At 72.3% G+C, this 12,393-nt stretch carries 12 protein-coding genes; 6 read left to right on the forward strand and 6 right to left on the reverse strand.

The annotated features are described in order from the left end of the window. The first annotated feature begins 49 nt into the window (after positions 1–49). The 3 genes from B1H19_RS06395 (at position 50) to B1H19_RS06405 (ending at position 3,606) form a co-directional block, all read left to right on the forward strand. Positions 50–1,741 carry an ABC transporter family substrate-binding protein gene (locus tag B1H19_RS06395; protein WP_083103641.1) on the forward strand — a complete coding sequence of 564 codons (1,692 nt, stop codon included), beginning with the start codon at positions 50–52 and terminating at the stop codon, positions 1,739–1,741. Between the two features lie 176 nt (positions 1,742–1,917). Next, the gene (locus B1H19_RS06400; RefSeq protein WP_083103642.1) at positions 1,918–2,682 is read left to right on the forward strand and encodes a PE-PPE domain-containing protein; all 765 of its coding nucleotides are present in this window, start codon (positions 1,918–1,920) and stop codon (positions 2,680–2,682) included. Between the two features lie 237 nt (positions 2,683–2,919). Further along, positions 2,920–3,606 carry a helix-turn-helix domain-containing protein gene (locus B1H19_RS06405; protein WP_083103643.1) on the forward strand — a complete coding sequence of 229 codons (687 nt, stop codon included), beginning with the start codon at positions 2,920–2,922 and terminating at the stop codon, positions 3,604–3,606. 41 nt (positions 3,607–3,647) lie between these two features. Here B1H19_RS06405 and B1H19_RS06410 read toward each other — a convergent pair whose 3' ends face one another. Both B1H19_RS06410 and B1H19_RS06415 read right to left on the reverse strand, forming a co-directional pair. Continuing rightward, positions 3,648–4,550: a universal stress protein gene (locus B1H19_RS06410; protein ID WP_083103644.1), complete on the reverse strand. Its 903-nt coding sequence runs from the start codon at positions 4,548–4,550 to the stop codon at positions 3,648–3,650. Then, complete coding sequence (locus tag B1H19_RS06415; RefSeq protein ID WP_083103645.1) at positions 4,547–5,008, reverse strand: Crp/Fnr family transcriptional regulator; 462 nt, start codon at positions 5,006–5,008, stop codon at positions 4,547–4,549. The genes B1H19_RS06410 and B1H19_RS06415 overlap by 4 nt, the downstream gene beginning before the upstream one ends. 253 nt (positions 5,009–5,261) lie before the next feature. On the opposite strand from B1H19_RS06415, the gene B1H19_RS06420 reads away from it, so the two are divergent. Beyond that, positions 5,262–6,119, forward strand: a complete 858-nt coding sequence (locus tag B1H19_RS06420) for a universal stress protein (protein ID WP_083103646.1) — start codon at positions 5,262–5,264, stop codon at positions 6,117–6,119. A gap of 48 nt (positions 6,120–6,167) precedes the next feature. Here B1H19_RS06420 and B1H19_RS06425 read toward each other — a convergent pair whose 3' ends face one another. Next, positions 6,168–7,055: a universal stress protein gene (locus B1H19_RS06425; protein ID WP_083103647.1), complete on the reverse strand. Its 888-nt coding sequence runs from the start codon at positions 7,053–7,055 to the stop codon at positions 6,168–6,170. 320 nt (positions 7,056–7,375) lie between these two features. Between B1H19_RS06425 and B1H19_RS06430 the strand changes: the two genes are divergently transcribed. Continuing rightward, a complete protein-coding gene (locus B1H19_RS06430) occupies positions 7,376–9,034 on the forward strand; it encodes a GAF domain-containing sensor histidine kinase (RefSeq protein ID WP_107425903.1) in 1,659 nt (552 codons plus the stop codon). Positions 9,035–9,054: 20 nt separating this feature from the next. Here the strand turns inward: B1H19_RS06430 and B1H19_RS06435 are convergent, their stop codons facing one another. The 3 genes from B1H19_RS06435 to B1H19_RS06445 all read right to left on the reverse strand — a co-directional run bounded on the left by B1H19_RS06435 (position 9,055) and on the right by B1H19_RS06445 (position 11,254). After that, entirely contained in the window at positions 9,055–9,762 is a 708-nt protein-coding gene (locus B1H19_RS06435) for a response regulator (protein ID WP_083103648.1), read from the reverse strand. Between the two features lie 102 nt (positions 9,763–9,864). Then, complete coding sequence (locus B1H19_RS06440; protein ID WP_083103649.1) at positions 9,865–10,485, reverse strand: CBS domain-containing protein; 621 nt, start codon at positions 10,483–10,485, stop codon at positions 9,865–9,867. A gap of 67 nt (positions 10,486–10,552) precedes the next feature. Further along, positions 10,553–11,254: a CBS domain-containing protein gene (locus tag B1H19_RS06445; protein ID WP_237289164.1), complete on the reverse strand. Its 702-nt coding sequence runs from the start codon at positions 11,252–11,254 to the stop codon at positions 10,553–10,555. 240 nt (positions 11,255–11,494) lie between these two features. On the opposite strand from B1H19_RS06445, the gene B1H19_RS06450 reads away from it, so the two are divergent. Continuing rightward, a complete protein-coding gene (locus B1H19_RS06450; protein ID WP_083103650.1) occupies positions 11,495–12,391 on the forward strand; it encodes a universal stress protein in 897 nt (298 codons plus the stop codon). Positions 12,392–12,393: the final 2 nt, after the last annotated feature.

Genomic DNA, 12,393 nt, shown 5'->3' on the forward strand with positions numbered 1-12,393 from the left:
TCGGCCGCGCTCACTCCTCCGCTTCATCCCCACACAGGAAGAGAAAACCGTGAAGGTCTCCCGCTATCCACTCTCTCTGGTCGCGACGCTCGCCGTGGCGTCGCTGACCCTGACCGCCTGCGGCGGCTCGGACGACGACGCGGCGGAGAAGGCCCCGCAGAAGTCGACCTCCCTCAACATCAAGGCGACGGATCCCGCGAAGCTCAAGCAGGGCGGGACGATGAACTGGGCCATCCAGACGTTCGCGACGCAGTGGAACATCGTGGAGATCGACGGCCTTCAGGGTGGCCCCACGGAGGTGATGAAGTCGCTGATGCCGAACTTCTGGCTCTCCGGCGCGAGTGGCGAGCAGACCCCGAACAAGGCGTTCCTGCTGGACGCCTCCTCCAAGATGGTCAACGGCAAGCAGGTCGTCACCTGGCATCTGAACCCCAAGGCCAAGTGGTCCGACGGCACCCCGATCACCTGGAAGGACATCGCCGCCAACACCACCGCCCTCAGCGGTCATGACAAGGCGTACAAGGTGACCTCCACCGTCGGCTTCGACCAGGTGGCGGACGTCAAGAAGGGCAAGGACGACTACGAGGCCGTCATGACCTTCGCCAAGCCGTTCGCGGACTGGAAGGGCATGTTCAACGCGGCGGCCAACCAGCCGCTGTACCCGGCGAAGTACATGTCCGACGCGAATTCCTTCAACACCGCCTACGTCAACAAGATCCCGGTCACCGGCAACGCCTTCAAGGTGGGCAGCATCGACAAGTCCGCCAAGACCGTCACGGTGGTGGCGGATCCGAAGTGGTGGGGCGACAAGCCCAAGCTGGACAAGATCGTCTTCCATGCGATGGACACGGCGTCCATGCCTGGTGCTTTCGCCAACGGCGAGATCGACTACTTCGACATCGGCGGCGACGCCTCCGCCTACAAGCAGGCGTCCAAGGTGTCCTCCGGCGAGATCCGCGAGGCGGGCGGCCCCAACTTCCGCCAGATCACGTTCAACGGCCAGAGCGCCAAGCTGAAGGACGTGAGGGTGCGTCAGGCACTGTTCATGGCCACCGACCGCGAGACGATCGCCAAGTCGGACCTCAAGGGCCTGGGCTGGAAGCCCGCCGTCATGAACAACAATCTCCTGATCCCCACCCAGAAGGGATACCAGGACAATTCCGGCAAGCTCGGCAAGTACGACCCCAAGGCGGCCGGAAAGCTGCTGGACGAGGCCGGCTGGAAGCTCAGCGGCAAGGTCCGTAAGAAGGACGGCCAGGCGCTGTCGTTGCGGTTCATCATCCCGTCCGGCACCCCCGCGGCCACCAACGAGGGGTCGATGCTGACGCAGATGTACCAGCAGGTCGGCGTCAAGCTCCAGGTCCAGACGGTGCCGACCAACGACTTCTTCGACAAGTACATCACCCCGGGCGACTTCGACGTGACGCCCTACACCCTGCTCGGCACGCCGTTCCCCGCGAGTGGGGCCACTAACGTCTACACCCTCAAGGGCGGCAACAACTACGCCAAGGTGGGTAGCAAGAAGCTGGATGACCTGCTCTACGCGGCCAGCTCCAACGCCGCCGACCCGGCCGGCGCGCTGAAGCAGACCAACCAGGCCGACGCCGAAGCCTGGAACGTCGCCGGTGTCATGCCCCTCTACCAGCGCCCCGACGTCGCGGCCATCAACAAGAAGCTCGCCAACATGGGCGCCCTCGGCCTGACCTCTCCGGTCTACGAGCACATCGGCTTCCTCAAGTAGCCACACCCGCAGGGACATTGCTCCGAGGGCCGGATCCGTACCGCACGGGTCCGGCCCTCGGGCGTTGCGTCTCCCACCAGCAGGGTCATCGGCATGTCAGCACGATGTCACCGGCCGTGGCTAGCGTCGACGCCGTCCGATGCAGACATGACCCGACCCAAGGGGGAGACCAAGGCATGTCGACAACGAGCAGGCTGATGCGGGCCGTTGGGACCGCGGCGATGACGGCGGCGATGGTGGCCGGCAGCGCCGTGGTCGCCCCCGCCGTCGCCCAGGCCGACGACGTCCACCACTACTACCTGGAGGTGGGCGGCACGGGCGCCGCGGCGGACGCCCCGGGATGCACCACGACCTACGGCTTCGCCAACCAGCACCTGGACCCGGGCGACAAGTTCATTCCGGTCTGCTACCCGGCGAGCGCCGGACCGTGGGTGGGCAGCAAGCAGTTCAGCCCGGACCTGAACGCACCCAGCTATGACGCCAGCGTGGAGCTGGGGTACAAGAACCTGCTGGCGAAGGCCGAGGAGACGCACCGCAACGACCCGAGCGCACGCCTCACGATCGTCGGCTACTCCCAGGGCGCTCAGGTCGCGGACGTGGTGCTCCAGAAGATCGCCAACAACGAGACCGCGGTACCGCGCGGCCAGGTCAACGGCATGCTCTACGCCGATCCGATGCAGCCGGGCACCGGCGTCCTGGCCCGCATACCGAAGGGCCTGAGCGCCTTCGGGATCACGTCCCCCGGTGCCGGGCCGGAGCAATTCCCGGGCGTTCCGGTGGAGCGGTTCTGCATCCGCGGCGACGGGGTGTGCGATGCGACCTCGCTCGCGTCCGTCCTCGGCTACGTCACCAAGCACGGGCAGTACCCCCTGGACGGCAACGTCATGACCCGGACCATCGCCCACGACGGCGGCGACGGGATCACCTGGATCGACGCCTGACCCGCGTCGCTCCATCACCGCAGCCCACGGGGGAGGGGGCGGTGCACCGGCCCGGTCGCCACCGCGCGGCCGGGCCGGTGGGCGTCGGCGGCCGATCGCGGGGTGGGCCACGCCGGAGCGCGGCGCGCTCCAGGCCATTCCGGACCGGCCGGGGTCATGATCGGCCCGAGGGGCGGCCGCCGGGTCAGTCGGCGGCCGCCCCGCACCGATGCCGCTGGACGAAGGGATGAGTGCACGATGACCGACGAGCCGACACCCCGCGCGGAGCCGGGCGGGCCGGGCAGCGACCTGGGGCGGCGCGCCACGCTGCGCCGGCAGCAGCTGGGGCTGTCCCGGGAGGAGGTCGCCGCCCGTGCCGGTGCCTCGCCGGACTATGTGCGCTACGTCGAGGAACGGGCGGCCGACCCGGACATCGGTTTTCTGCTGCGGCTCGCCGACGCGCTGGAGACCACCGTCGACGAACTGGCGGGCAGCACCACGGAGCTGCCGCCCGGCCTCGGCACGGCCGGGCGCCATCCCGAGGTGCTGGTCCTGAGCCCCGAGGAGTGCCGGGAACGGCTCTCCACGCACGGCATCGGCAGGGTGGCGGTGACCCTTCAGGACACCCCGGCCGTCTTTCCCGTGAACTACACCGTCGCCGGTGGGCTGATCGCCTACCGCACCCATGCGGACTCGGGGCCGGCCGCGGCGGCCGGGCACGAGGTGGCCCTGGAAGTCGATCACATCGACGAGGCGATGAGTCAGGGCTGGAGCGTGCTGGTCGTGGGTCCCGCCCATGTGGTGACCGGTTTCTACGAGGCCCAGCGGCTGGACGAACACGCCCACACCACGCCCTGGGTGGGCGAGGGCCGGCACCAGTGGATCGCCATCCGCCCCACGCGCATCACCGGCCGCCGGATCCGCGTGACCGGCACCGGTGGATGATCCGGCAGCTGATCTGACGCCACGTCACCTCTGATGTCACGTCACCCCAGCGGCACCACCACGACCGGGCACTCGGCGTGCTCCAGCGCGGCATGCGCCACCCGGCCGAGCCGCGGGCCCAGGTGAACCGCGCGGCGGTGGCCGCCGATGACCAGCAGGTCCGCGGCGGCGGACCGGTGGACGAGCACCTTGTGGGCCGCACCGTCGACCGTGGCCCGGCGCACCCGGACCGTCGGATGCCCGGCGACTTCGTCCGTCAGAGCCTCGTACGGCAGGGCCTCCTCCGGCAGCGCCCCGTGCGGCCCGGCCGGGGCGCGGTGCTCGTGGTGGCGGGCGTGTACGGCCTCCAGGGCGCAGTCGCGGGCCGCGGCCTCGCGGACGGCCCAGCGGACCGCTTCCGCCCCCTGGGGCGCGGCGCCGACGCCGAGGAGGATCCGTTCGTGGGTCGCTGCCAGCGCGGCCCGGTCCCCCCGTACCACGATCACCGGGCACTCGGCCCGGGCCGCGACCGCCGGGCCGATCGACCCGACCGGGCCCGGCAGCAGGCCGGTGAGGGCGCCTTGGTCCCGTGCGGTGCCGATGACAACGGCGGAGGCGTAGGCGCTCTCGCGCAGCAGCGCGGTCGTGGGGTCGTCGCCCAGCACCTGCGTCGAGATGTCGAGGTCCGGATGGCGCAGCGCGGCGCGTTCGGCCGCGGCCGCGACGGCGTCGTCGGCGGGCAGCTGCTCGGCCGCGGGGTGTCCGAGGCTCAAAACCGGGTCCTCGTGGCGCTCCTGCCGGGAGGCGTACACCAGGCGCAGGGGCAGGGCGTGCAGCGCGGCTTCGTCGGCGGCCCAGTCGACGGCCCGGAAGCCGCTCTCCGTCCCGTCGACCCCGACGACTCCGAGGACGACGGGGCGCGCGGCCGTCGTCCCGTCCGTGCCCCCGGTCGGGCGGCGGGTCATGGCGGGGCCGGCATCGCGCCCGCGCCCGCGCCGTAGATGTCGAGCAGCCGCAGCCTGGTGGCCTGGAGCCGCCGGGCGACCACGTCGAGGACCCGGCGGGTCAGGGCCAGGCCGAGGACGGGGTCCGCGGCGCACAGGGCGCGTACGGACGTCGCATCGAACTCATAGGCCCGTACGGGGGTGGCGGCCTCGGCCCCCAGCCGCCAGGTGTACGGCGACACCAGCCAGGACCAGCCCAGCAGATCGCCGTGGCCCAGCATCTCGACGACCGGTGGCTGCCGGTTCGCCACCCGCAGATCGAGATTGACCGAGCCGGTGTGGATGATCCAGAACCGGTCGGCGAGCCCGCCTTCCTCGAAGATCCGCGTCCCGGCCGGGAACGACACCTCGTGCGCGAAGGCCATCAGGCGTTCGCGGCCCTCCGGCGGGAGCAGGTGGAGCACGGGCTTCATAGCCATGACGGTCCTCCCAGGCGTCCGCCGACGACGCGCCGCCGCCGGCCGTACATCCCGTTCACCCCCAGCCTGCGCGCCCGGCCTGCGGTGGGGCAGGGGCTGTTCGGCCGGTGCGGTGGCCGAAGGGCCCAGGGGCGCGAGCCCGTGCCCGTGTGCCCCTCCCCCGTGGCCCGCTCGGCCCATGGTGCGGCTCGGGGACGCGGCGATGCTGGTAGCGAGGGAGGGGACGCATGGCCCGGCTCCGCGGAGGTACGTCATGGGCGGCTCTGTTGTCGTGGGACTGGATGGCAGCGGGCACAGCGATCCGGCGGTGCGCTGGGGTGCCGCGGAGGCCGCGGCCCGCGGGCTCACGCTGCACCTGCTGCACGCGGGGAACCCGCAGCCGTCCACCGTCCGCGTCGCCCATGACTCCGCGGCCAGGAAGCGCTACGGGGCCGAGCTGCTCGCCTCGGCCGAAGCGGCGGCGCATGCGTGGCATCCGGGGATCATCGTGACCACCGAGCAGGTGCCCGAGGAGGCGGTGGAGGCGCTGGTCGACCGCAGTGGGCAGGCCGCGATGGTGGTGCTCGGCTCGCGTGGGCACGAGGCCATCGACGGCTTCCTGCTCGGCTCGGTCAGCCTGCACGTACTCGGGCGCGCGGAGTGCCCGGTGGTCACGGTCCGCGAGGGGCAGCCCGCCCCGCGTCCCCGGCCGGAAGTCGTCGTCGGCGTGCAGGATGTGGGGCCGCAGGGCGAGGCGGTGCTGGATGTGGCGTTCACGGTTGCCGCGGCTCATCGTGGGAGCGTGCGCGCCGTACGGGCGTGGGAGCCGGGTGTGGCCGTGGACGCCGTCTCCGCCTCCGGCCTTGCGCCGGAGGCAGGGGAACGCGAGGTCGCCGAACGGAAGGCGCTCGCCGATGCCCTGGGCCCCTGGCGGGCGCGTTTCCCCGACGTGGAGGTGACCGAGGAGGTGGCTTGCGGCAAGGCCGTGCCCGTGCTGCTGGGCGCCTGCTCGCGGGCCGGGCTGCTGGTCATCGGCCGCCGGGTCGGGCGCTCGCCGACGCGGCTGGGCCCGGTCGTGCTCGCCGTTCTGCACCATGGGCGCTGTCCGGTGGCGGTGGTTCCCCGGACGTGAGGCGTCCGTCCCCGCACGTGAGACGCCCTGAGCGGAGGGCGCGCGCGTTCAGTCGTGGGGCACGACCGCGACGGGGCAGGTCACATGGTGGATGGCGGCATGGGCGACGGGTCCGACGCGGGGCACCAGGGCGTGGCGGTGCTGCCGGCGTCCGATCACCAGCATCTCGGCTCCCGGCGCCGTGCGGAGGACGGCTCGGGCCGGGCTCTCCGGCAGGACCGTCCGCTCCACCGCGACCTCGGGGAACCGCCCGCTCCACGGGTCGATGGCGGCCCGGAGGTCGGTCTGCGCCTCCTTGATGACCGTCGCCTCGGCATCGGGATCGACGCCCCAGGGCGCGTACGCGTGCACGGGCAGCGGACGGCCGTGGACGGCGTGCAGGGGCAGCCCCCGGGTCGCCGCGGCGTCGAAGGCGAAGGCGAGGAGTCCGTCGCAGGGTGCTCTCAGGCCGATGCCGACAACGACCCGTGGATCGGGGACCGTTGGGCGCCGTTCGGCCGTTGCCGCCGCGGTGTTTCCGGGCGCCCGTACGAGCACGACGGGTCCCTCGGCGCGGCCCACCACGTCCAGACTGATATCGCCGAGGACATAGCTCTCCCATGCGCCCAGCGCCCGCGATCCGAGGACGAGCATCTGCGATTCACCGGCCGCGCGCAGCAGCGCCGGCTCGGCCTCGGCGCCCACCAGGTCCTCGATGATCTGGAGGTGCGGATGGCGTTCGCGCACCGCGTCGAGGACCTGCCGTACGAGCTGCCGGGCCGCGGCGTTCTGATCGCGTTCGGGGGGTGTGCCGGGCGCCTCGGCGGCCAGCAGGATCCATGCATGGAGCAGCCGCAGCACCGACTGGCGGCGGTCCGCCTCATCGGCCGCCCATTGCGCGGCCGCCAGGCTCTCGGACGAGCCGTCGAGCCCTACCGTGATGATGTCCGGCTCCATGGCTGGCCTTCTTCCGGGCTTCGGGGAGCGGTGGGCCCCCGTGGTATCGAGCCTGCGGGATGCCTGGCCGCTGGCCAAGGAGCCGATGGGCGCAGGGGGTGGGCCGGACGGCCCCTTGGTCGAGATGCCCGCCGACGGCGGGCGACTACCGTGGAGAATGCGTCCGTCCCTTCGGCGGCGGGCGCGGCGGAGGCCGGCGGGGCGATGTCGGCGTGGGTGATGCCGGCCTGGGTGATGCCGGCCGGATGATGTCGTCGTGGGTGATGTCGTCGTGGGTGATGAGGAAGCCGGGCGGGCGAAGGGGCCGCGGCAGCACCTGCATGCGCTGCCCGACCATCTGCTGGAACGTCTTCGCACCGTGGCAGGGGGCGCCGGCCCTCCCCCAGCTGCTGCTCGAAGCGGTGTTGTCCGTGGGCCAGGGGCTGGAGCTGCCGCTGGTGCTGCGGCGGATCGTCGAGGCCGCCACCGTCCTGGTCGATGCCGAGTACGGGGCGCTCGGCGTGGTCGGGGAGGGCACCCGGATCGGCCAGTTCCTTTCGGTGGGGGTCACCCAGCAGCAAATGGACGCCATCGGCCAACTGCCGGAGGGACATGGCATTCTCGGCGAGCTGATCCGCCATCCCACACCGCTGCGGCTCGACGAACTGGGCGAGCACTCGGCCTCGTACGGCTTCCCGCCCCACCACCCCCCGATGCACTCCTTTCTCGGGGTGCCGATCAAGGTCCGGGGCGAGGTGTTCGGCAATCTGTATCTGACCGAGAAGCGCGGCGGGCACTTCGACGCCGATGACGAGACCGTGCTGGCCACGCTTGCGGTGGCGGCGGGCGCGGCCATCGAGCACGCCCGGCTGTACGAGGAGGCCCGCAACCGTCAGCGGTGGCTGGAGGCCAACGGCGAGATCGTCGCGGGCCTGCTGCCCGGGGCGGACGAGGCCGGTGTGCTGCCGACCATCGTCGGCCATGCGGTACGGCTCCTCTCGGCGGACCTGGGCGTGCTGGCGCAGCCCGCCGAGGGCGATCACCTGCGGGTGGAACTCGCCGTCGGGGAGGGTGCCGAGGCGCACCGCGGCCTCGACCTGCCCCGCCATGGGTCGTTCATGGGCGCCACGCTGACCGCCAAGACCCTGTTGATCAGCCACGATGTCGAGCACGACCCGAGGATTACCGCCGGGCTGCCCCGGTGGAGGGGTCTCGGGCCCGCCGTTGCGGTGCCGATGATCGCCGGGGAGGAGGTGCGCGGTGTGCTGCTGCTGGCCCGGCGCCAGGGCCGCGAGGCGTTCACCGCGTCGGAGACCGCACCGCTGCTGACCTTTGCCGGCCAGGCGGCGCTCGCCATGGAGCTGGCCGAGAGCCGGGCCGCCGCGGAGCGGCTCACGCTGCTCACCGAACGCGAACGGATCGCCCGTGACCTGCACGATCTCGCCATCCAACGGCTCTTCGCCACGGGGATGACGCTCCAGAGCGCGGTCCGCTTCGTGGACCATCCCGAGGCGACCGAGCGTCTGATGCGCGCGGTGGACGATCTGGACGAGACCATCAAGATCATCAGGTCCACCATTTTCGGGCTGCGCGCCCACGACACCGTCCGCGGCAGACACAGCCTGCGCGTCCGTACGGTCACGGCCGTGGACCAGGCGTCCCACGCGCTGGGCTTCTCCCCGGCCCTCCACATGGAGGGGCTGGTGGACACGGACGTACCGCCGGAGGTCGCCGAGCATGCGCTGGCCGTGCTCGGCGAGGCACTGAGCAATATCGCGCGGCACGCCCGGGCGAGTACGGCGGAGGTCGCCATGGTCGTCAGTGACCGCAACCTGACGCTGACCGTCACGGACAACGGGGTGGGGATCGCGCGGGGCGGCCGGCGCAGCGGGCTGAGCAATCTGGCGAAGCGGGCGGAGAGCGTGGGGGGCGAGCTGAGCGTCGAGCCGCTGCCGGAGGGCGGGACCCGCCTGGTGTGGTCCGTGCCGCTGCCCGCATAGCCCCGAGGAGCACGGGGGCCTCAGCTCCTGCCCCGGCCCGTCTCCGCCCCCGTGCCCGAGGCCACCTGCGTCGCCATGACGGCCGCCTGGATGCGGCGCTCGACGCCGAGTTTGGCCAGCAGGCGGGAGATGTGGTTCTTGACGGTCTTCTCCGACAGATAGAGCCGCTGCCCGATCTGACGGTTCGTCAGTCCTTCGCCGATCAGACCGAGGATCTCCCGCTCCCGCGGCGACAGGTCGGCCAGCGCATCGGCGTCGGGCTCACCGTCGGCGGCCTCCCCCCGCAGGCTGTTCATCAGCCGGGCCGTGGTCGCCGGGTCGAGCATCGAGCGGCCGGAGGCGATGGTGCGCACCGCGGTGACCAGATCGGCTCCCTTGATCTCCTTCAGCACATAACCGGCCGCACCGGCCATGATCGCGTCGAGCAGCGCATCGTCGTCGTCGAACGACGTGAGCATCAGACAGCCCAGCCCCGGCATCCGCGACCTCAGCTCCCGGCAGACGGAGATCCCGTCCCCGTCCGGCAGCCGTACGTCCAGGACGGCGACATCCGGTCGCAGCGCCGGGCCCCGGGCGAGCGCATGGTCGGCCGTACCGGCGTCGCCCACCACTTCGATGTCCGGTTCGGCATCCAGCAGATCCTGCACCCCGCGCCGGACCACCTCATGATCGTCCAGCACGAAGACCCGGATCGGCCGCTGCGGTGAGAAGGTACCCGTCGCGCTCATCGCGTCCTCCGGCTGCGTACGACGCCACTGCTCTCCTCATGGTCACCCCGATCCCCCGGGGTCGCCAGAGCCGAATGGTCCCGCCCCCGGGCCCGGCGGCAGCTAGGGTCGGTACGGCCGGTACGGAGCCTCATGCCGGTAGGTGAGGCGATTGACGACCGCGACGACACCGTCGACCTGGCCCGTCATCCGCACCGCGAGTGCCGCCTGACCGCTGCTCTCCAGCGTGCCGTGCAGCGTCACCACGCCCTCGTCCAACGAGACCTGCACGCTCTGCGGGCTCAGCCACAGCGCCCGCACCATGATCTCGTCCACCACCTCGTCGCGGATGTCCGCATCGGAACGGGAGAAGATCCGCAGCACATCACGCCGGGTGAGCATGCCGACGAGCCGTTGCTCCTCGTCCACCACGGGGAGCCGCTCGATACGGCGCTCGCTCATCAGCCGCGCCGCCCGCACCACCGAGTCGTCGGCGCGGACCGTACGGGCGGGAGCGGACATCACCACGGCCGCGGTGGGGCGCGGATCGCCGTCCCCGTCGCGCCGGGCCCGCTCCAGGTCCGTCGCGGAGACGACCCCGATCACCTTCTCGTCGGCGTCCACCACCGGCACGCCGCTGATGTCGAACTTCGCCAGCCACCGCGCCAGTTCATCGGCCGGTGTCCCGCGCTGCGCGCGGACGACATCGCCGCTCATGACGCTCCCGACCCGTCGGCGCTTCATCCCAAGGCCTCTTTCCGCCTGCCCTCTGCCTGCCTGCTGCCTGCCTGCTGCCTGCTCCCGGCCCGGCTCAGTGCTGCCGCTGCGCCGTCGCTCCCATCGCGGCGGGCGTCGGCGTGGTGTCCTCGAAGGCCACGTCCACGACCCCCTCCACCGCCCGTACCAGGCGCGCGGCCACGGACAGGAGCGAGGTACGGGGGAGCGGGCCGCGAAGGGTGACCACGCCGTCCTCGACGCGCACCGTCACCTTCTGCGCGGATCCCGCGAACAGCCGGTCCACGATCTCCGTCCGGACCTCCGCCGCCAGGTCCGCATCCGTGCGCAGAAAGACCTTCAGCAGGTCCGAGCGGCTGACGATGCCCTGCAACATCCCCTCGCCGTCGACCACGGGGAGCCGTTTCACGGACTTGTACGCCATCGTCCGCGCCGCCTGGGCGAGGGTGTCACCGGCGTGCACCGTGAGGGCCGGCGCGCTCATCAGCTCCCGCGCCGTCACGGCTCCCGCCTTGCGTACGTCGTCCAGGCGCTCCCGCTGCTCCAGGCGGCTGGGGACCGCCGTGCGGAACTCCTCCTTGGGCAGCAGATCGGCCTCCGAGACCACCCCGATCACCCGCCCCTCCCCCGCCAGCACGGGCAGGGCGCTGACCTTCCACTGCTGCATGGTCTCGACGATCTCCTTGAAGCGTGCTTCCTGGCCGATCGCGACCACCGTCTGCGTCATCACCTCGCTGACGGTGTGCGGGACGTGCGAAGTGTGCCGGGTGTGCTCCATGACGCCTCCTCGTGCCGCCTCGTCGTGACGCCCCGTCGGTTCCAGCCTGCGGTCCCCCCGCCGCCCACAGCAGAGGCCGTCCGGCCCCCTTCCTGCGCCGTCCGGCCGTCCCGGTGGCCCCCACCGCGCGGGCCGTTGGGCCTTTCGGCCCGCGAGGAGCCCCGTCCGCCCCTCGCCCCGCCGCACCGGACGGACCAGCCTGGAAGGCACAGGCCCGCTCACGCGCTCCGGAGGTACGTCATGACGCGCTCCGTCACCGTCGGAGTGGACGGCACCCCCGCGAGCCTCGCCGCCGCGGACTGGGGCGCCCGGGAGGCGCGGCTCAGAGGGGTGCCGCTGCGGCTGGTCCATGTGTGGGAGTGGGAGTGGGAGCCGTACCCGTACACCCCGCCCGAGGGGCCGGAGGCGGCCCGCCGCTGGTCGGAGGGGGTGCCGCGCGAGGTCACCGCCCCGTTGCGGGAACGCTACCCGGGACTGGGCATCACCGCGGACCGCCTGGCCGGGACGCCGTCCGAGGTGCTGTGCGCGGCGGCCGGAGAGTCCGAGCTGCTGGTGGTCGGCACCATGGGCGTCGGCAGACTGGCCGGGTTTCTGCTCGGCTCGGTCGCCATGGCCTGCGTGGCGCGCAGCGCACGGCCCGTCGTGGTGGTGCGCGCCCGGCCGTCCGCGGACGGCGGCCTTCCCGGGCCGGAACCGGCCGAGGCCACCGCGCGCCCGGTGGTCCTCGGTCTCGAACTCGGCCGCCCCTGCGACGACCTGATCCGCTTCGCCTTCGACGCGGCGCTGCCGCGCGGCGCCCCGTTGCTGGTGGTGCACGGCTGGAACCCGCCCCCGTACCTCGTCTACGGCATCGGCGCCGCCCTGAACTGGGGCACGGACATCTCGGCCGGGAAGACGTCGGCCGTGGGCGAGGCTCTGGCCCCGTGGCGCGAGCGCTACCCGGCCGTGGACGTGCGGGAACAGGCGGTCGTCGGCGAGCCCGCCCACCACCTGCTGGAGGCTTCGTCCGGCGCCGGTCTGCTCGTCATCGGGCGGCGCACCCGTCCCGCACCGGCCGCCCGCCCCCGCATCGGGCATATCGCGCAGGCCGTGCTGCACCACTGCCCGGCCCCGGTCGCGGTCGTCCCGTACGGCTGACC

The sequence above is a fragment of the Streptomyces gilvosporeus genome (assembly GCF_002082195.1).
Taxonomy (GTDB): Bacteria; Actinomycetota; Actinomycetes; order Streptomycetales; family Streptomycetaceae; genus Streptomyces; species Streptomyces gilvosporeus.

What these genes read in the sequence shown, in the direction of transcription:
- B1H19_RS06430 (WP_107425903.1), top strand. Translation starts at nt 7,376, where the DNA reads ATGCGCTGCCCGACCATCTGCTGGAACGTCTTCGCACCGTGGCAGGGG.
- B1H19_RS06440 (WP_083103649.1), bottom strand. Translation starts at nt 10,485, where the DNA reads ATGAAGCGCCGACGGGTCGGGAGCGTCATGAGCGGCGATGTCGTCCGC.
- B1H19_RS06445 (WP_237289164.1), bottom strand. Translation starts at nt 11,254, where the DNA reads ATGGAGCACACCCGGCACACTTCGCACGTCCCGCACACCGTCAGCGAG.
- B1H19_RS06435 (WP_083103648.1), bottom strand. Translation starts at nt 9,762, where the DNA reads ATGAGCGCGACGGGTACCTTCTCACCGCAGCGGCCGATCCGGGTCTTC.
- B1H19_RS06400 (WP_083103642.1), top strand. Translation starts at nt 1,918, where the DNA reads ATGTCGACAACGAGCAGGCTGATGCGGGCCGTTGGGACCGCGGCGATG.
- B1H19_RS06415 (WP_083103645.1), bottom strand. Translation starts at nt 5,008, where the DNA reads ATGGCTATGAAGCCCGTGCTCCACCTGCTCCCGCCGGAGGGCCGCGAA.
- B1H19_RS06450 (WP_083103650.1), top strand. Translation starts at nt 11,495, where the DNA reads ATGACGCGCTCCGTCACCGTCGGAGTGGACGGCACCCCCGCGAGCCTC.
- B1H19_RS06405 (WP_083103643.1), top strand. Translation starts at nt 2,920, where the DNA reads ATGACCGACGAGCCGACACCCCGCGCGGAGCCGGGCGGGCCGGGCAGC.
- B1H19_RS06410 (WP_083103644.1), bottom strand. Translation starts at nt 4,550, where the DNA reads ATGACCCGCCGCCCGACCGGGGGCACGGACGGGACGACGGCCGCGCGC.
- B1H19_RS06425 (WP_083103647.1), bottom strand. Translation starts at nt 7,055, where the DNA reads ATGGAGCCGGACATCATCACGGTAGGGCTCGACGGCTCGTCCGAGAGC.
- B1H19_RS06420 (WP_083103646.1), top strand. Translation starts at nt 5,262, where the DNA reads ATGGGCGGCTCTGTTGTCGTGGGACTGGATGGCAGCGGGCACAGCGAT.